General features: G+C 72.8%; 17 protein-coding genes. 7 read left to right on the forward strand and 10 right to left on the reverse strand.

The window, feature by feature from the left end; genetic code table 11:
* The first annotated feature begins 23 nt into the window (after positions 1-23).
* From ABT299_RS45900 to ABT299_RS45920, 5 genes are all read left to right on the forward strand, one after another.
* Positions 24-434 (forward strand): DUF427 domain-containing protein, encoded by a 411-nt coding sequence (locus ABT299_RS45900; RefSeq protein WP_500254657.1) that lies wholly within the window; start codon positions 24-26, stop codon positions 432-434.
* Entirely contained in the window at positions 427-1,296 is an 870-nt protein-coding gene (locus tag ABT299_RS45905) for an acyl-CoA thioesterase (protein ID WP_500254658.1), read from the forward strand. The genes ABT299_RS45900 and ABT299_RS45905 overlap by 8 nt, the downstream gene beginning before the upstream one ends.
* A gap of 79 nt (positions 1,297-1,375) precedes the next feature.
* Positions 1,376-2,554 carry an amidohydrolase family protein gene (locus ABT299_RS45910; RefSeq protein WP_500254659.1) on the forward strand — a complete coding sequence of 393 codons (1,179 nt, stop codon included), beginning with the start codon at positions 1,376-1,378 and terminating at the stop codon, positions 2,552-2,554.
* The gene (locus ABT299_RS45915) at positions 2,551-3,465 is read left to right on the forward strand and encodes an LLM class flavin-dependent oxidoreductase (protein WP_500254660.1); all 915 of its coding nucleotides are present in this window, start codon (positions 2,551-2,553) and stop codon (positions 3,463-3,465) included. The genes ABT299_RS45910 and ABT299_RS45915 overlap by 4 nt, the downstream gene beginning before the upstream one ends.
* The gene (locus tag ABT299_RS45920; protein WP_500254661.1) at positions 3,462-4,304 is read left to right on the forward strand and encodes a PaaI family thioesterase; all 843 of its coding nucleotides are present in this window, start codon (positions 3,462-3,464) and stop codon (positions 4,302-4,304) included. Before ABT299_RS45915 ends, ABT299_RS45920 begins: the two co-directional genes overlap by 4 nt.
* 22 nt (positions 4,305-4,326) lie before the next feature.
* Here the strand turns inward: ABT299_RS45920 and ABT299_RS45925 are convergent, their stop codons facing one another.
* From ABT299_RS45925 to ABT299_RS45950, 6 genes are all read right to left on the reverse strand, one after another.
* Complete coding sequence (locus ABT299_RS45925) at positions 4,327-5,118, reverse strand: enoyl-CoA hydratase (protein ID WP_500254662.1); 792 nt, start codon at positions 5,116-5,118, stop codon at positions 4,327-4,329.
* Positions 5,119-5,148: 30 nt separating this feature from the next.
* Positions 5,149-5,982 carry an NAD(P)-dependent oxidoreductase gene (locus ABT299_RS45930; protein WP_500254663.1) on the reverse strand — a complete coding sequence of 278 codons (834 nt, stop codon included), beginning with the start codon at positions 5,980-5,982 and terminating at the stop codon, positions 5,149-5,151.
* 20 nt (positions 5,983-6,002) lie between these two features.
* Entirely contained in the window at positions 6,003-7,190 is a 1,188-nt protein-coding gene (locus ABT299_RS45935) for an acyl-CoA dehydrogenase family protein (protein ID WP_500254664.1), read from the reverse strand.
* Positions 7,187-8,065: an acyl-CoA dehydrogenase family protein gene (locus tag ABT299_RS45940; RefSeq protein WP_500254665.1), complete on the reverse strand. Its 879-nt coding sequence runs from the start codon at positions 8,063-8,065 to the stop codon at positions 7,187-7,189. The genes ABT299_RS45935 and ABT299_RS45940 overlap by 4 nt, the downstream gene beginning before the upstream one ends.
* A 99-nt stretch (positions 8,066-8,164) precedes the next feature.
* Positions 8,165-9,454: an acyl-CoA dehydrogenase family protein gene (locus tag ABT299_RS45945; RefSeq protein ID WP_500254666.1), complete on the reverse strand. Its 1,290-nt coding sequence runs from the start codon at positions 9,452-9,454 to the stop codon at positions 8,165-8,167.
* Positions 9,455-10,789, reverse strand: coding sequence for an AMP-binding protein (locus tag ABT299_RS45950; protein ID WP_500254667.1), 1,335 nt, complete (start codon positions 10,787-10,789; stop codon positions 9,455-9,457).
* 109 nt (positions 10,790-10,898) lie between these two features.
* Between ABT299_RS45950 and ABT299_RS45955 the strand changes: the two genes are divergently transcribed.
* A complete protein-coding gene (locus tag ABT299_RS45955) occupies positions 10,899-11,582 on the forward strand; it encodes a TetR/AcrR family transcriptional regulator (protein ID WP_360743859.1) in 684 nt (227 codons plus the stop codon).
* Here ABT299_RS45955 and ABT299_RS45960 read toward each other — a convergent pair.
* From ABT299_RS45960 to ABT299_RS45975, 4 genes are read right to left on the reverse strand one after another with little or no spacing between them, the layout of a single operon-like run.
* Positions 11,525-12,460 (reverse strand): alpha/beta fold hydrolase, encoded by a 936-nt coding sequence (locus ABT299_RS45960; RefSeq protein ID WP_500254668.1) that lies wholly within the window; start codon positions 12,458-12,460, stop codon positions 11,525-11,527. The two genes, ABT299_RS45955 and ABT299_RS45960, sit on opposite strands and share 58 nt — an antisense overlap.
* Positions 12,457-14,127, reverse strand: a complete 1,671-nt coding sequence (locus tag ABT299_RS45965) for a thiolase C-terminal domain-containing protein (RefSeq protein ID WP_500254669.1) — start codon at positions 14,125-14,127, stop codon at positions 12,457-12,459. Before ABT299_RS45965 ends, ABT299_RS45960 begins: the two co-directional genes overlap by 4 nt.
* A gap of 16 nt (positions 14,128-14,143) precedes the next feature.
* Positions 14,144-14,335, reverse strand: a complete 192-nt coding sequence (locus ABT299_RS45970; RefSeq protein WP_151540203.1) for a ferredoxin — start codon at positions 14,333-14,335, stop codon at positions 14,144-14,146.
* Between the two features lie 20 nt (positions 14,336-14,355).
* Positions 14,356-15,216, reverse strand: coding sequence for a mycofactocin-coupled SDR family oxidoreductase (locus ABT299_RS45975; protein WP_500254670.1), 861 nt, complete (start codon positions 15,214-15,216; stop codon positions 14,356-14,358).
* 220 nt (positions 15,217-15,436) lie between these two features.
* Between ABT299_RS45975 and ABT299_RS45980 the strand changes: the two genes are divergently transcribed.
* Positions 15,437-16,642 (forward strand): CaiB/BaiF CoA transferase family protein, encoded by a 1,206-nt coding sequence (locus ABT299_RS45980; protein WP_500254671.1) that lies wholly within the window; start codon positions 15,437-15,439, stop codon positions 16,640-16,642.
* The last annotated feature ends 54 nt before the right edge of the window (positions 16,643-16,696 follow it).

A 16,696-nucleotide genomic window follows, 5' to 3' on the forward strand; every position in this document is an offset into this window, starting at 1 on the left:
TCTTACGAGGAAGGAGAAGCCCGATGCAGCCGTCGGGTTACACCGACCGGCCGGACTACCGCGTCGACGTGCGCCGCAAGCGCAACCTCGTCCAGGTGACCCACGAGGGCGTGCTCCTCGCCGAGACGACCCGCGCGCTCGTCGTCGACGAGCAGGACCACGGGCTCGTGATCTACATCCCCCGGGCGGACGTGCGGACCGAGCACCTCGCGCCGTCGGAGGAGACGTCGCGGTGCCCGTTCAAGGGGCGGGCGAGGTACTGGCGGCTGCGGGACGGTGACGGCCCGATCGCCTGGGAGTACCCGGAGCCGTACACCGAGGTCGCGATCCTCCGCGACCACATCGCGTTCTACCAGGACGCGGCCGTCGTCCGGATCGGCGCCGCCACCCCCGTCACCTCCGCGCCTCACCCCGGCGGCGGCCGCCATGGCTGAGGCGGAGAGAGGCTGGGACCAGGAAGAGCTGCTCCGGCTGATGGACGTCCAGCCGGCCGGGCCCGGCCGGTACTCGGCACCCGCCCATGGGACCAGTGCCCGCAACGTCGTCGAGGCCGGGCAGCTCCTGGCGGACGCCGTCGTCGCGGCGTCGAAGGAGATCCCCGGTCAGCGCGTCCTGTCCGCGTCCATGGTCTTCTCGCGGATCGCCCGCCACGACGCGGGGCTGGAGGTCGAGCTGGAGGTCCCGCACAGCGGGCGGACGTACTCCACCGTCCAGGCGCGGGTCATCCAGGACGGCTCCCCGCGCTGCGCCGGGCTGATCCTCATGGGAGCCGACTGCGGCGACTTCCTCGGCTCCGCCGCGCCGATGCCCGGCGTGCGTCTGCCGCCGCGTCCCTTCGAGCGGCCCGGCATGGACGTGGGCGGCCGCGAGATCCGCATCGTCGACGACGCCTACGACCTGGACCCGCGGCGCGTCGGGCCGCCCGAGCTGTACGTGTGGACGCGCTTCGCCGACGCGCCGCCGGCCGCGTACCTGCATGCCGCCCTGATGACGCAGTCGGTCACGCACTGGACGATCGCCGCGGCGCTGCGCCCGCACGCCGGCTACAGCGAGGCCATGGCGCACCAGACGATCTCCACCGGCATCTCCCAGGCGACGATCGCCTACCACGACGACGTCGACGTCACGCAGTGGCTGCTGTACGCCACCCGGGTCGTCTATACGGGCCGCGGAACCGCGCAGAGCGAGGGCCGCGTCCACGCCGAGGACGGTCGCCTGGTCGCCTCCTACTCCGTGCAGGGGATGATCCGGCCCTTCGCCCGGCGGTCTTCGCCGGACCCCGCCACGGTGCTGTGACGGCCCCCCATCGCATTGATTTTGACATCGACGTCGATATAAGCTGCTACCCGCCGAGGGAACCCGAGAGGTGACTTCCATGCCGTCACGCGCGCTGCCGTATCCGCTGTTCGACGCGGACAACCACCTGTACGAGACCGAGGACGCCTTCACCCGGTACCTCCCGGAGGAGTACCGGGGCGCCATCGAGTACGTCCGGGTGCGGGGCCGGACGAAGATCGCGATCCAGGGCCGGATCAGCGAGTACATCCCCAACCCGACGTTCGAGAAGGTCGCCCGCCCCGGCGCGCAGGAGGACTACTTCAAGCACGGGAACCCCGAGGGCAGGTCGTACCGGGAGATCGTCGGCCGGCCGATCGAGTCGATCCCGGCGTTCCGTGAGCCGGGCCCGCGGCTGGAGCTGATGGACGTGCAGGGCGTCCAGCGCTCGCTGATGTTCCCGACGCTGGCGAGCCTGCTCGAGGAGCGGATGCGGGACGACCCCGAGCTGACCCACGCGGCCGTCCACGCGCTGAACCGCTGGCTGGACGAGGTGTGGTCGTTCAACTACCGGGACCGGATCTTCACCGCCCCGGTGATCACGCTGCCGATCGTCGAGGAGGCGGTCCGGGAGCTGGAGTGGTGCCTGGAGCGCGGCGCGCGCGTCGTGCTGGTCCGCCCGGCGCCCGCGCACGGCGTCCGCGGCCCCCGCTCCATCGCGCTGCCGGAGTTCGACCCGTTCTGGAGGCTGGTCCAGGAGAGCGGCACGCTGGTGGCGTTCCACTCCTCCGACAGCGGCTACCAGCGGTACGCCGCCGACTGGGAGGGCAGGCAGCGCGAGTACCTGCCGTTCACGCTGCAGCCGTTCCGCGAGATCGGGCAGTGGCGGGCCATCGAGGACACCGTGGCGTCGCTGATCTGCCACGGCTGCCTGACCCGCTTCCCCGACCTGAAGATCGCCACGATCGAGACCGGGTCGTCGTGGGTGGCGCCGCTGCTGGAGAAGCTCGCGGTCACCTACAAGAAGATGCCGCAGGGCTTCGGCGAGGACCCGGTCGAGCAGATGCGCCGGCTGATCCATGTGAGCCCGTTCATCGAGGACGACATGGCCGCGCTGGCCGGCGTCCTCGGCATCGACCGGGTGCTGTTCGGGTCGGACTTCCCGCACCCCGAGGGCAAGGCCGACCCGATCACCTACGTCGACGACCTGGCCGCCCTGCCCGGCGACGCCCAGGCGAAGATCATGGGCGGGAACCTCTCCCGCCTCATCCCGGTGTGACCGGGCGGGCGGGAACCGCCGCGACGACCGGCCGCGCCCTCGCCGGCCTCTACCTCCCGCAGATCAGGATGGACTTCGCCGCCATCGAGCGCCGCGCGCGGGCGGCGGAGGAGGCGGGCTTCCACTCGGCCTGGTTCATCGACCACCTCGCGCCTCCCGGCGACCGCGGGCTCGACATGCTCGATGCCTGGACCGTCGCCACGGCGCTGGCCATGCGCACCGAGCGGCTGCACGTCGGGCACCTCGTCCTGTGCGCGGAGTTCCGCCATCCGGCGGTGCTGGCGAAGATGGCGGCGAGCCTCGACGTGATCTCCGGCGGGCGGCTGGAACTCGGCCTGGGCTGGGGGTCGGTCGCCCGGGAGCTCACCGACTACGGGTTCACCGACCCCGGCCCGGCGGCGCGGGCCGGCCGGCTCGCCGAGACCATCGACCTCCTCCGCCTGCTGTGGAGCGGCGAACCGGTCGACTTCGACGGCGTCCACTGGACGCTCCGGGACGCCGTCTGCCGCCCCCGCCCCGTCGCGGGGAGCGTGCCGATCCACATCGGCGGCTCCGGCTCCCGGTTCACGATGCCCCTCGTCGCCGGACGCGCCGACTGGTGGAACTGCCCGGCGGGCGCGACGGACCGGCTCGCCGAACTCCGCCCGTCGGCGGGCGCGGCGCGGGTCTCCGTGCAGCACCCCATCGGCCTCGCGGCGTCCTCGGCGACGCGGGAAGAGGTCGTCGCGACCGTCCACCGCCGCTTCGGCGCGTGGGGCGGGGTCATCGCCGGTACCCCCGACGAGGTCGCGGAGGCGCTGTCTCGCGAACGCGAAGCCGGCGCCGAACTCTTCATCTGCCAGTTCCACGACTTCGGCGCTCCGGAGACGGTCCGGCTGTTCGCCGAGGAGGTCCTTCCGGCGCTCTCATGACCCCATCGCACCGAACCCGCACCTCCGGGCCCGCCGCCGGTGCCCGCCGAGGGCCCGCCCGGGACCTGCTCGCCGAACTGGGCCTCGCCACCCGGCGGGACGGCGACGACCTGCGCGGCACGGCCTCGGTCACCGCCGCGATGCACGTCCCGGGCGCCGGCCGCCTCCGGACGTCCGTGCTGGCCGCCTGGGCCGACACGCTCACCGGCCTGCTGGCCACCCAGGCCACGGCGCCCCGCGTGCCGGTGACCCTGGAACTCGACGTCCAGCTGTACGGCCCGGCTCCCGCGAGCGGGACCGTCGACGCGACCGCCAGGGTGGTGAAGGCCGGCCGGTCGGTGTTCGTGGCGAGCGTCGGGTTCACGACGGCCGGCGGGGAGCCGCTGGCGATGGCGCACGCCTCGTTCATGACGGCGCCCGATCCCGGCATCACGCTCCCGCCCGCGTTCGACATCGAGCTCCCCCGCCTGCGGAAACGGCTGTCCAGGCCGCTCGCCGAACGCGCGGGCTGCGAGCGCCGCGAGCCCGGCCGGGCCGTCCTGCCGCGCTCGGACGACGGTCTCAACATCTCCGGGACCATCAACGGCGGGCTCATCGCGCTGGTCGCGGAAGAGGCGGCCCTGTCTCTGGCGCCGGGCGACGCCCTGTGCTCGCTCGGCCTGCGCTACCTCCAGCCCGCGCGGACAGGGCCCGTCGTCGCCACCGCCCGGATGCGGGACGGCCTCGCGCAGGTCGAGCTGCGCGACTCCGGCAACGGCGACCGCCTCACCGGCATTGCCACCGCACGGACGTTCGGCACCGCCGGGGCCTCCGGCGGCGGGCGCGCCGGGGACCGCTGACGTCCCCGGCCGCCGCGCGCCGCTACCGGCTCTTGAGCTTGTCCTTCATCCCGTCGAGCCGCATGAGGACGGGGAACCCGCCGTCGCTGAGGGCGTTGCCGTGCCCGGTCTGGTGGACGTCGAAGACCGCCTGGATCGCCGCGTAGAAGCCCTGCACGTCGAGGGTCTGGTTGACGGCGCGCTTGGCCTGCCGCAAAGCGAACGGATGCATCTGCGAAATCTGACCGGCCAGCTCCATCGCGGTCGTCTCCAGGTCGTCCAGCGGGACGACCCGGTTCACCATGCCGACCTTCTCCGCCTCCTCCGCGGTGACGGGACGGCCGGTGAACAGGATCTCCTTCGCCTTGCGCGGGCCGAGCTCCCAGGTGTGGCCGTGGTACTCCACGCCGCCGATGCCCATGTGCACCACGGGGTCGGAGAACTGCGCGTTCTCGGCCGCCACGATCAGGTCGCACGGCCAGCAGAGCATGAGGCCGCCCGCGATGCACTTGCCCTGGACCGCCGCGATCGACGGCTTCGGGACGTTGCGCCACCGCAGCGTGTACTCCAGGTACCGGCGCGCCTCGATCCCGTAGATGTGCTCCAGGGTGATCTTGTCCGGGACGGGGCCGCCGCCCTTGATGTCGTGGCCGGACGAGAAGTGCCTGCCGTTGGCCTTCAGCACGATGACCCGGACGTCGTCGTCGCCGGCGGCGCGGCTCCAGGCGGCGTCGAGGGCGTCGAGCAGTTCCATGGTCTGCGCGTTGGCGGCCTCGGGCCGGTTCAGCGTGATGACCGCGACGCGGTCCTTCACGTCGTACAGGATCTGGTCCATCCGATCGTTCCTCTCTGGGGGGCGGTCCCGTCACCTGGGGTGCTTCATCGCGGCGAGGGCCGCGTCGGCGGCCCGCAGGACGGCGCCGGGCTCCGCGCCCGCCGCAGCGGCGATGTCCGCGACCAGGCCGACGTCCTTGCGGAGCAGCCCGCCGGCGTGGGCCGCGATGCGGTCGAGCGACCCGCCGCCCGAGGCGACCCGGTCCAGGGCGAAGCTCGCCCCGCTGCCGTGCGAGATCACCTCGGCGAGCCGGACCGGATCGACGTCCAGGGCGGAGCCGAGGCCGAGAGCGGTCGACGCGGTCGCGAGGTTGGCGGCGAACAGCAGGTTGTTCAGCAGCTTCGTGACCTGCCCGGACCCGACCGGCCCCATGTGGACGATCGGGTCCCCGTAGGACGCGAACACCGGGCGGCACAGGTCGACGTCCTTCTGCTCGCCGCCCGCCATCACCAGCAGGCGCCCCGCTTCCGCCGCCGGCCCGCCGCCGCTCACCGGCGCGTCGACCAGGCGCACGCCCCGGCCGGCGGCCTCGGCCGCGAGCCGCCGGCAGGTGTCGGGATGGACGGTGCTGTGCACCGCGATCACCCCGCCCTCCCCGAGGCCGGCGAGCACGCCGTCGTCCGCGGTCAGCACCTCCTCGACCCCCGCGTCGTCGACGACGCAGACGCAGACGAGGTCGCTCGCCCGCGCCAGCTCCGCCGGGGACGCCGCCACGGACGCGCCCGTGCCGGCGAACGACTCGAGCGTGGCCGCGCGCCGCGCCCACAGCGTGGTCGGATGGCCCGCGTCGACGATCCGGCGGGCCATCGGCCCGCCCTGGCTGCCGAGCCCGATGAAGCCGACGCGCAGGTCGGATGCGCTCATCCGTCCTCCTCACTGAGTTCCTATGCGGTCTTTCGGTGCCGCCGCGCCGGGGCGGGGTCAGCCCGGGGCAGCCCGAGGATGCGCTCGGCGATGATGTTGCGCTGGATCTCCGAGGTGCCGCCCGCGATCGTCCCGCCGAAGCTGCGCGCGTACCGCTCGAACCAGCTCGCGTAGTGGTCGGCGAGGTCCATGTGGTTGTACGGCGCGGTCAGCGTGGGGTGGACGAGCGAGTCGGGCCCGTGCTCCTCCAGCGCGTGCAGCGACGCCTCCTGCACGGCCTCCGAGCCGAACAGCTTCAGCACCGAGCGCTCGGCGGGGTCGCGGCCGCCGGCGAGCTGCCGGTAGCCGAGCAGCCGGATCGCCTGCAGGTCCATGAGCAGCGTGGCGTACCACTCCTCGGTGCTGGGGGAGTCCTCGATCAGGTAGCTCATCCAGTCGGCGTAGCTCAGCCACAGCAGCGTCCGCTCGTGCCCGAGCGAGCCGTGCGCCACGCCCCAGCCGCCGTGCAGCGGGCCGACGAGGTTCTCGCGCGGCACCCGGACGTCGGTGAAGAAGACCTCGTTGAAGTCGTAGTCGTCGGGCGCGGCGATCGACCCGAACGGGCGCCGGACCAGCCCCTCGCTGTCGGTCGGGATCACCAGTACGCTGATGCCCTTGTGCTTGGGGGCGTCCGGGTCGGTGCGCACGAACGTCAGCAGGATGTCGGCGTCGTGCGCGCCCGACGTCCACACCTTCTGCCCGTTCACCACGAACTCGTCGCCGTCGAGGACGGCGCGGGTGCGCAGCCCGGCGAGGTCGGAGCCGGCGCCGGGCTCGCTCATCCCGAGGGCCGCGGTGATCTCGGCGCGCAGGATCGGCGCGGCCCACCGCCGCTTCTGCTCCTCGGTGCCGAAGGTCAGCAGCGACGCCGCGACGATGCCGAGGCCCTGCGGGTTGAAGCTGTGGTAGATCCGCCGCCGCGACAGCTCCTCCAGGTGGGCGAGCTGCTGCGGCAGCGTCGCGTTCCGCCCGCCGAACTCGGGCGGGTTGCCCGGCAGCAGCCAGCCCGCGTCGAACAGCTTGCGCTGCCACCGCCGCGCCCACTCGGGGATGTCCGCGCTGGACTTCGGGCGCGGGAAGGCCTCCTCCGCGGAGGGCAGGTTCGCGTCGAGGAACGCGGCGAATTCCGCGCGGAACTCCTCGATCTCGGGGTCGGGGGTGAGCTTCATCGGGCGGCGCCCTTCCGCGCGTGCTCCTCCAGCAGCGCCCTGCGGTGCACGGACGCCGTGCCGAGCAGCAGGTCGCACGCCTTGGCCCGCTTGAGGTAGATCTGCAGGTCGTTCTCCCAGGTGTAGCCCATGGCGCCGAACAGCTGGTAGCCGTGCTTGAACACGACCCGCTGGCACTCCCCGGCGGACGCCTTGGCCATCAGCGCGGCCTCGCGGCGGCGCGGATCGTCCTCGGCGATGGTCAGCGCCGAGTAGTACGCCAGCGCCCTGGCCCGCTCGATCGCCACGTGCATGTCGGCCGCCTTGTGCTTGACGGCCTGGAAGGAGCCGATCGGCACGCCGAACTGCTCGCGCCGCTTCACGTGCGCGACCGCCAGGTCCAGGATGCGCCGGCAGGCGCCCACCGCGGTGATCGCCAGCCCCATGAGGGTCAGGTCGGGGATCCCCGCGACGAGGTCCGCGGCCTCGACGTGCGCCACGTGCAGCGTCGGGTCGAAGACGGCCACGGGTTCGGCGGCGACCTCCGCGCCGCTCACCACGACCACCCCGGACCCGGTCAGCAGCGCGACCTCGTCGGCGCGGCCGGCGTCCAGGACGAACCGTCCGGTGCCGTCGCAGACCCCCGTCCCCGACCCCGCGGGCAGGCGCCCGGCGAGCGGCGTGAACCAGGTCGCCGTGGCGAGGAAGGGCGTCGGGTCGGCGACGTAGCCGAGCTCGTCCAGCACGATCGCCAGCTCGACCGGCGGCGTCTCCAGCCAGCCGAGGTCCAGGTAGGTCTTCCAGAGCTGCTCGGGCGGCAGCGACCGCGACCGCTCCACCGTCTCGCGGACCATCTCCCGCAGCAGCCGCTGGTCCTCGTCGAACTCGAAATCCATGCGCCTTCGCTCCTCAGAGCCGTGCCGCGGCGGCGAGGTCCGCCGCCCGGGCCGCCGTTCGCCGGACCGCGCCGCCGCGGCGGGCCGCCTTCGGGCCGTTCACTGGTTCCGGCACAGGTCCTCCAACCGCTCGCGGGCCCACTCGCGCCGGGCGGGCAGGTGCTGGGTGGGCCACAGGCCGGGGGCCGGCTCGCGGCCGCGCAGCACCTCCCGCGCCACCGTGATCTTGTGGACCTCGGTCGGGCCGTCGACGACCGCCATCACCGCCGCGCCGTTCCACATGTCCGCGAACGGCATCTCGTTGGAGACGCCGAGGGCGCCGTGCAGGTGCATCGACCGGTAGACGACGTCGTGCAGGACCTTCGGCGTCAGGAACTTGATCGCCGCGATGTCCTTCCGGATCCGCTTGTAGTCCTGGTACTCGTCGATCTGCCAGGCCGTGTACAGCACGAACAGCCGGAACTGGGTCAGCTGCGCGTAGGACTCGGCGAGGTCGGCCTGAACGAGCTGCTTGTCCGCCAGCCGGCTCCCCTGCGTCTCCCGCGAGAGGGCGCGCTCGGCCATCATGTCGAGCGCCTTCTGGCACTGGCCGACGACCCGCATCGCGTGGTGGACGCGGCCGCCGCCGAGCCGGGTCTGGGCGATCGCGAACGCCTGGCCCTCGCCGCCGAGCAGCGCGTCGCCGGGCACGCGGACGCCGTCGTAGTGGATGAGGGCGTGCATGCCCTCGTCGGTGCCCTCGCCCAGCGTCCCGACGTGCCGCTCCACCCGGACGCCCGGGGTGTCGCTCGGCACCAGGAACATCGACATGCCCTTGTACGGGTTCACGTCCGGGTCCGTCACCGCCATCACGATGACGAAGCCGGAGGTGCGGGCGTTGGAGGAGAAGAACTTGCGGCCTGTGATGACCCAGTCGTCCCCGTTGCGCACCGCCCGGGTCGTGAACATCGTCGGGTCGGAGCCGGCGTGCGGTTCGGTCATCGAGAAGCAGGAGAAGCACTCGCCCTCCAGCAGCGGCTGGAGGTAGCGCTCCTTCTGCTCCTCGGTGCCGTAGCGGGCGATGATCTCGGCGTTGCCGGTGTCCGGCGCCGCGGTGCCGAACACGACGGGCGCCCAGCCGGACGAGCCGAGGATCTCGTTGATGAGCGCCAGCTTGAGCTGGCCGAACCCGCGCCCGCCGAGCTCAGGCCCGAGGTGCGGTGCCCACAGGCCCTGATCGCGCACCTGCCGCTTCAGCCCGCGGACGACGGGGCCCAGCTCGTCGTCCAGGGGGTGGAAGGCCCGTCCCGGATGCAGGATGTCCAGCGGCTCGATGCACTCCTCACGGAACCGCCTGATCCAGTCCAGCTTCTTCTCGAACTCGGGCTCGGTGCGAAACTCCCATGCCATTCAGACGATCCTCGTTTCGTGGTTCTCCCAGTACGTCTCCCGGAGCAGCCCCTTGCGGAGCTTCCCGCTGGGGTCCCGCGGCAGGGAGGCGGCGAAGTCGACGTCGCGCGGGCACTTGTAGTGGGCGAGGCGGTCCCTGCAGTAGGCGAGCAGTTCGTCCTTCAGTTCGTCGCGGGGCCGCTCGTCCGCGGGCTGGACGACCGCCAGCACCCGCTCGCCCATCTCCGGGTCCGGGACGCCGATCACCGCGACGTCCGCCACGGCGGGGTGCATGACGAGGACGTTCTCGGCCTCCTGCGGGTAGATGTTGACCCCGCCGGAGACGATCATGTGGGCGACCCGGTCGGTCAGGTACAGGTAGCCGTCCTCGTCGAGGCGGCCGACGTCGCCGAGGGTGCGCTCGCCGAAGTAGACGACGCCGTCGCGGATGCTGACGTCGTCGCCCGCCTTGCCGACCGAGCCGGGGTGCGCGAGCCACTCCTCCGGCCCGATGGCGACGTGCCCGTAGCCCTCGGTGCCGGAGTAGTACTCGTGGATGATCGGGCCGAACCAGTCGAGCATCCGCCGCTTGACCTCGACCGGGCACGGGGCGGCGCTGTGGAAGACGAGTTCGAGGCTGCTCAGGTCGCGGTCGCGCAGCTCGGCGGGCAGCTTCAGCATGCGGACGAACATCGTCGGGACGAACTGGGCGTGCGTGACCCGGTGGCGTTCGATCAGCTCGAGCGCCCGGGCGGCGTCGAACCGGTCCATGACGACGAGGGTGGCGCCGAGCCGCAGCAGCGACATGCAGTAGACGAGCGGGGCGGCGTGGTAGAGCGGTGCGGGGGACAGGTAGACGCTGCCGGGGCCGATCCCGTACCGCTCGAGCCCGAGCGCGATCTTGACGCACTCGGCGGACGGGTCGCCCATGGGGCCCGCGGTGAGCTGCTTGCGGATCGCCTTCGGGCGGCCGGTCGTGCCGCCGGAGAACAGCAGCTCGCGTCCCTCGCACTCGCGGAGCGCGGTGCCGTCGACATCCTGGGCGAGCAGCCGCTCGTAGACGTCCTCTGTGACGAGCAGCTTGCCGTCGGTCATCTCCTCGATCTCCGACGGCCGCAGGTGCGTGTTGACGGGCGTGTAGTAGAGCCCCGAGCGCTGCGCCGCCCAGGCGACCGCCAGCAGGGCGGCCCCGTTGGGCATCTGGATGGCGATGCGCTCCCCGGGGCTCATCCCGAGCGCCGCGGCCAGGTGCCGCGAGCGGGCGTCGAGCTCGCCGTAGGTCACGGTCGCGCCGTCGCTCTCGATGACCGCGATCGCGTCGGGACGCCGTTCCGCCTGCAGGCCCAGGTGGTGCATAGCGGGAGAATAGCATTCTCAAGAATCGAAAGTAAAAGTCTCGATAGCGAGAGGATCGCGAGAGTGAACAGGTATGGCTTTATCCAGATTGAAGAGTATCGTTCTGCGGGTGACCGAAGTCTCCGAAGAGCCGGCCTGGCGCCGGCGGGCCGTCGAGCGGTCCACCCGGGCCGCCAAGCTCCGCGCCGAGCAGCGCGTGCAGCGCTTCCTGGACTCGGCCCAGGACCTCATCGCCGAGAAGGGGACGACGGACTTCACCGTCCAGGAGATCGTCGAACGGTCCCAGCAGTCGCTGCGCAGCTTCTACCAGCACTTCGACGGCAAGCACGAGCTGCTGCTGGCGCTGTTCGAGGACGCGCTCGCCAGGGGCGCGCTGGAGATCCGCGACGCCGCCCTCGCCGAGGACGACCCGCTGCGCCGGCTCCGCGGCGCCGTCGAGCTGCTGTACGAGCAGTCGCGCCCGAGGCACCAGGTGGAGCGCCCGCTGTTCAGCGACTTCGCGCAGCAGCTGCTCGTCCGGCATCCCACGCAGGTGGCGGCGGCCCACCTCCCCCTCCTCGCGGTGTTCACCGAGCTGATCGAGCAGGCCGCGGCGAGCGGCGCGATCCCCGCCGGGCGGCCGCGGCGGCGGGCCTCCCTGGTGATGCAGACGATCATGTTCGCCGCGCAGGGCAACGGCGTGCCGGCCGGCGGCCACGCCGTGCCCTTCACCTCCGCGGAGATCTGGGAGTTCTGCTACGGCGGGATCGCCGGCTCCGCGGCCGCGTCCCCCGCCGCGGATCCCGCCGACTGACGCTCGCGGGCCAGCGCGCACTCCTCCGCGAACGCCAGGACCCTCAGGTGGTACGCCCTGGCCGACAGCCCCAGGCTCAGGTTGTGCCCGCCCGCTTGCTCCGCGGTCTCGACGCGCGGCGCCGCGGTGAACATCGCGGCGACGTCCGCCAGGCCCGCGCGGCCCGCCCGCCACACGCCCTCGTGCTCGGCGACGGTGTAGTGCACCGGGACGCGCACCCCGGCGGCCACGGACGGGAAGTCGCGCGGCCAGGCCCGGACGACGGCGCCCTCGTAGGCGGCACCGGAAACGAGGATCCCCGCTTCCCCGGCGATGCCCTCCGGGTAGAGGTGGGCGCCGCCCCACACGAGGTCGCGTACCGTGCCCGCGAGCGGCGCCGGCGGGAGACCGCCCCGGAGCCGGCTCCCCAGCAGTTCCGCCGCCGGCGGCTGGTAGTGCCGTCCGGTCCCGGAGATCTCCAGGCCCAGCAGCTCGCCGCCGCGCCCGGAGGCCGCCATCCGCACGGCCAGCTCGCAGCCCAGCGAATGGGCCACCAGGAACACGCCCGCGCCGCGAGGACGCGACGCCAGCAGCCCGTCGATCGCGCCGTACGCCAGGTCGACCCGCGCTTCGGCGGTCGCCGTCCGGTCCGGACGCGCCGCCGAAGCGCCATAGCCGGGACGGTCCAGAGCGATAACGGTGAAGCCGAGCGCCGAACCGGTCCGCAGCAGCGAGAGCCGGGGCCGGTTCGGCGCGTCGAAGTACGCTGCGGTCGTCGCGCCGCCGTGCAGGGCGACCACGACGGCCCTGGGCCGCGGCGCCTCAGCGACCAGCGCCGACATCGGGACGCCGCCGACGTCCGCCACCCGCCGGGACGGTCCGGCGTCCGGCGGGCTCACGTGTCGGATCGCAACAGGATGACCCCGCTGGGGGTGAGGCCCCCGCTGCTCACCACTGCCACTCCGGCGTCCGCCACCTGCCGTTCGCCGCCTTCGCCGCGCAGCTGGACGATCGCCTCGTGCATCAGTCCCATCCCGTGGGTGCGCCCGTGGGAGAGCTGCCCTCCGTGGGTGTTGAGGGGCAAGACGCCGTCGCGCGCGATGTTCTTGCCGCCGTCGAGGAAGTCCTTCGCCTCGCCGATGCCGCAGACGCCGAGCGCCTCGATCCAGGACAGGCAGTTGATGGTGAAGCCGTCGTAGAGCAGCGCCACGTCCACGTCGGAGGGCCGCAGCGACGTGCGGGTCCACAGGTGCGCGGCCTGCCCGAGGACCTGCGGCTCGTGCGTCAGGGTGCTCTGGTCCCACTCCAGGCGCTCGACGATCTGGGTGCCGACCGCCTCCACGAGGACGGGCGGCTTCGCCAGGTCGCGCGCCGCGTCCACCGCCGACACGATGACGGCGATCGCGCCGTCGCAGGGCACGTCGCAGTCGTACAGCCCGAACGGCGTCGTGATCGGCCGCGCCTGGAGGTAGTCCTCCATGGTCATCGGGTCGCGGTAGACGGCGGACGGGTTGAGCGCGGCATTCGCGCGCTGGTTCAGCGCGATCCAGCCGAGCGTCTCGCGCGTCGTCCCGTAGCGGTGGAAGTGGCGCTGCGCGTTCTGCGCCAGCGTGTGCGCCGCCGACACCGCGCCGAACGGCCGGATCCAGGCGCCGCCGCCGCCGACCCGCCCGCCGCCGCCGGCGCCGATCCTGCCCTGCCGCATCAGCTCGGTGTGGGTGGCCTCCCAGAGGGTCCGGAAGCACAGCACGTGCCGGGCCAGCCCGCCCGCGACCGCCAGCATCGCCGCGATCAGCGAACCGCCCGGGCCGAACGTCTCGGCGCCGCCGTTGTACCAGGTCGGGCGGATGCCGAGCGCCGACTCCAGCGCGGTGACGCCGCCTTCGGCGAACCCGCCGAACGCGCCGGCGCCCGGGTAGGTCGCCAGCCCGTCGATGTCGGCGAGGTCCAGGCCGGCGTCCGCGACCGCCTCCTGGCACGCCGCCACCGTGAGCGACAGCGGCGGGACCATCAGGCGGCGCCCGATCCGCGACGCCCCGATGCCGCTGATCGCGACCTTGTCCTCGAACTTCTCGGTGACCGGCATCGGCCGGACGTGCCGCGGCATCTGCTCGGGCTCGATCTCGTCGTGGGGGAGCGGCGCCGGCTCCCCCTGCTCAGCGGCCGGACGGAACAGCGGCAGCCACACGTCCTCGACGTTCTCGAAGACCACCTCCATGCGCATGCCGAGGCGCAGGTCGCCGGGATCGCATCCGATGACGTTGGTGGTGAGCCGGACCCGGGGATCCTCCTCGATCGCGACCTGCGCCACGACGTAGGGGGCGGGCAGCCCCGGCACGCGGAACCGGTGGCTGACGGTGAACCCGATGAGCGTCGCGAACCCGGACACGGCCCGCTCGGCCATGGTGGTGCCCCGGCAGTGCCGGCAGACCGGCTGCGGCGGGTGGATCAGGGTGGCGCAGGACGCGCACTCCTGGAACCGCAGCCGCCCGTCGGCCCCGGACGTCCAGAAGAACGCGTCCAGCTCGGTGATCTCCGGCAGGGCGCGCCCCGAGGGGTCGGTCACATCGCCTCCTTACCGCTCACGAGACCGAGATCGCGCGTTCCGGGCACGACCGGACGGCCTCCTGGACCGCCGCCTCCTGCCCGGCCGGGACGTCCTCGCTGACCGGCGAGGAGTGCCCGTCGACGTCGTCGAGCTCGAAGACCTCCGGCGCCCGCATCGCGCACAGCGTGTGGCCCTGGCAGCGCTCGGGATCGACCTTCACCTTCACGATGTCCCCTCCCGGGAGTCTCAGACCTTGTAGTCGTGCCACTTGAGGTAGCCGCCGGCGTCCACCCGCATCTGCATGCCGGTGACGTAGCGCGACTCGTCCGAGGCGAGGAACAGCACCATGTCGCTGATGTCCCTCGGCTCGACGTAGGGGACCGGCATCGCCTGCTGCACGCCGAACGCGGGCTCGGCGTCCGCGCGGGTCGGGTGCTCGAGGTCCGGCCGGAACGACCGGTACATCGGCTCGCTGTGGAGCATGTCGGTGTTGCAGTTGGTCGGGTGCACGACGTTGGCGCGGATCCGCAGCCGGGCGACGTTCCGGGCCAGCTCGTGGATGTACTGCGACAGCGCCTGCTTCGCGTACATGTAGGCGTGGCCGCCCGGGTCCTTGCCGGGGTCGTCGATGGTGCCGATGACCATGAGCGCCGCGGTGGAGCCGGTCGCGATGATCGAGCCGCCCTCGGGCAGGTGCGGCAGCGCGGCCTGCACCGCGTTGATCGTGCCGACCAGGTTGGTGTCGACGACGTCGCTCCACGCCCGCAGCGGCGGCTGCCCCTTCATCCCGGCGATGCCGGCCTGCGCCACGACGATGTCGAGCCGGCCGAGCTCGGCCATGCCCCGCTCGACCGCGTTTCGCAGCTGCGCGGCCTCGCGGACGTCCGCCTGGACCGCCACGATGCGCCGCCCCAGCTCCTCGACGAGCCGGACGGTCTCCTTGAGGTCGTCGGGCCGGGCGAGGGGGTAGCCGACCGTCTCGTAGTCCTGGCACAGGTCGACCGCGATGATGTCGGCGCCCTCCTCGGCCAGCCGCACCGCGTGGCTGCGGCCCTGGCCCCGGGCCGCGCCCGTGATGAACGCGACCTTCCCGTCAACACGTCCCATGGGTGCCGTCCTCCGTGAGAACCATCATTCCAGATGTGAGAACAGTACTCTCAACAGCGAGCCTCCCGGAAGTCCCGGGCCCGGGCGGAGCCGCACCGGAAGCTTGAGTCTCTGATCTTGTACCTTGATTTGCTTTTTTTGAGAATGTAACTTCCATCCACATGAGCGGCACGGGCTTGGAGGAGCGCATGGGGACCGAGATCGTCGCGGCGGTGGCCGCATGAAGCCGCTGGAGGGCGTCCGGGTCCTGGAGGTCGCCATGTACGGGTTCGTCCCGTCGGCCGGCGGGGTGCTGGCCGACTGGGGCGCCGACGTGGTCAAGGTCGAGCACGCCGTCACCGGCGACCCGCAGCGCGGGCTCCGCCAGGTCGGCACGCTCCGCGTCGAGGGCGACCCGAACCCCAACATCGAGCACGCCAACCGCGGCAAGCGCTCCCTCGGGCTCGACCTGTCGGTGCCCGAGGGCAAGGAGGTGCTAGAGGCGCTGATCCGCCGCTCCGACGTGTTCCTGACCAGCTTCCTGCCGGGGGCCAGGCGCAAGTTCGGCATCGACGTCGACGACGTCCGCGCGGTCAACCCCGAGATCGTCTACGCCCGGGGCAGCGCCCTCGGCCCGCGCGGCCGGGAGGCCGACAAGGGCGGCTACGACATGACGGCGTTCTGGGCCCGCGGCGGGACCGCCGCCAGCCTCACCCCGTCCGGGACCGAGGGGATGATCAGCCCGCCGGGCCCCGCCTACGGCGACACGGTCTCCGGCACGAACCTCGCCGGCGGCATCGCGGCCGCGCTGTTCCGGCGCGAGCGCACCGGCGAGCCGTCGGTCGTCGACGTGTCGCTGTTCGGCAGCGGCCTGTGGGCGATGGGCCACGGCATCGCGCTGTCGATGCACGTCGGCGAGCCGCTGGTCGCGGCCCCGGCGGGGGCGCACGGGTCGCCGACGAACCCGCTGTCCGGCCTGTACGCCACGTCCGACGGCCGCTACCTGGCCTTCGTCATGCTCCAGCCCGGGAAGTTCTGGGCGGACGTGTGCCGCCACATCGACCGGCCGGAGCTGGCCGCCGACCCCCGCTTCGCCGACGCCGAGCGGATCGCCGCCAACACCGCGGAGGCCGTCGCGATCCTGCGGGGGGCCATCGCCGCGCGGACCCTGGCGGAGTGGACCGAGCGCTTCGCCACCCTCGCCGGGCCGTGGGCGCCGGTGCAGGACTCGCTGCAGGCCGGGAACGACCCGCAGGCCCGCGCGAACGAGTACATCGTCAAGGCCGGCGACCTGGAGCTGGTCGCGAGCCCGGTGCAGTTCGACGTCGCCGCGCCCGCGGTCGGCCCGGCGCCCGAGTTCGCCGCCCAGACCGAGGAGATCCTCACCGAGCTCGGCCTCGACTGGGACCGCATCATCGCCCTCAAGGCCGCGGGCGCCATCACCTGACCCGGACACCGCGGACTCCGCCCCGCCGTGCGGGCGCCCACCGGAGCGCCGCAC

The sequence above is a fragment of the Spirillospora sp. NPDC000708 genome, assembly GCF_040299565.1.
Taxonomy (GTDB): domain Bacteria; phylum Actinomycetota; class Actinomycetes; order Streptosporangiales; family Streptosporangiaceae; genus Spirillospora.

Bases quoted from the DNA above. Each gene is read 5' to 3' on its own strand.
- ABT299_RS45900 (WP_500254657.1), top strand. From the start codon at position 24: ATGCAGCCGTCGGGTTACACCGACCGGCCGGACTACCGCGTCGACGTG.
- ABT299_RS45905 (WP_500254658.1), top strand. From the start codon at position 427: ATGGCTGAGGCGGAGAGAGGCTGGGACCAGGAAGAGCTGCTCCGGCTG.
- ABT299_RS45910 (WP_500254659.1), top strand. From the start codon at position 1,376: ATGCCGTCACGCGCGCTGCCGTATCCGCTGTTCGACGCGGACAACCAC.
- ABT299_RS45920 (WP_500254661.1), top strand. From the start codon at position 3,462: ATGACCCCATCGCACCGAACCCGCACCTCCGGGCCCGCCGCCGGTGCC.
- ABT299_RS45925 (WP_500254662.1), bottom strand. From the start codon at position 5,118: ATGGACCAGATCCTGTACGACGTGAAGGACCGCGTCGCGGTCATCACG.
- ABT299_RS45930 (WP_500254663.1), bottom strand. From the start codon at position 5,982: ATGAGCGCATCCGACCTGCGCGTCGGCTTCATCGGGCTCGGCAGCCAG.
- ABT299_RS45935 (WP_500254664.1), bottom strand. From the start codon at position 7,190: ATGAAGCTCACCCCCGACCCCGAGATCGAGGAGTTCCGCGCGGAATTC.
- ABT299_RS45940 (WP_500254665.1), bottom strand. From the start codon at position 8,065: ATGGATTTCGAGTTCGACGAGGACCAGCGGCTGCTGCGGGAGATGGTC.
- ABT299_RS45945 (WP_500254666.1), bottom strand. From the start codon at position 9,454: ATGGCATGGGAGTTTCGCACCGAGCCCGAGTTCGAGAAGAAGCTGGAC.
- ABT299_RS45950 (WP_500254667.1), bottom strand. From the start codon at position 10,789: ATGCACCACCTGGGCCTGCAGGCGGAACGGCGTCCCGACGCGATCGCG.
- ABT299_RS45975 (WP_500254670.1), bottom strand. From the start codon at position 15,216: ATGGGACGTGTTGACGGGAAGGTCGCGTTCATCACGGGCGCGGCCCGG.
- ABT299_RS45980 (WP_500254671.1), top strand. From the start codon at position 15,437: ATGAAGCCGCTGGAGGGCGTCCGGGTCCTGGAGGTCGCCATGTACGGG.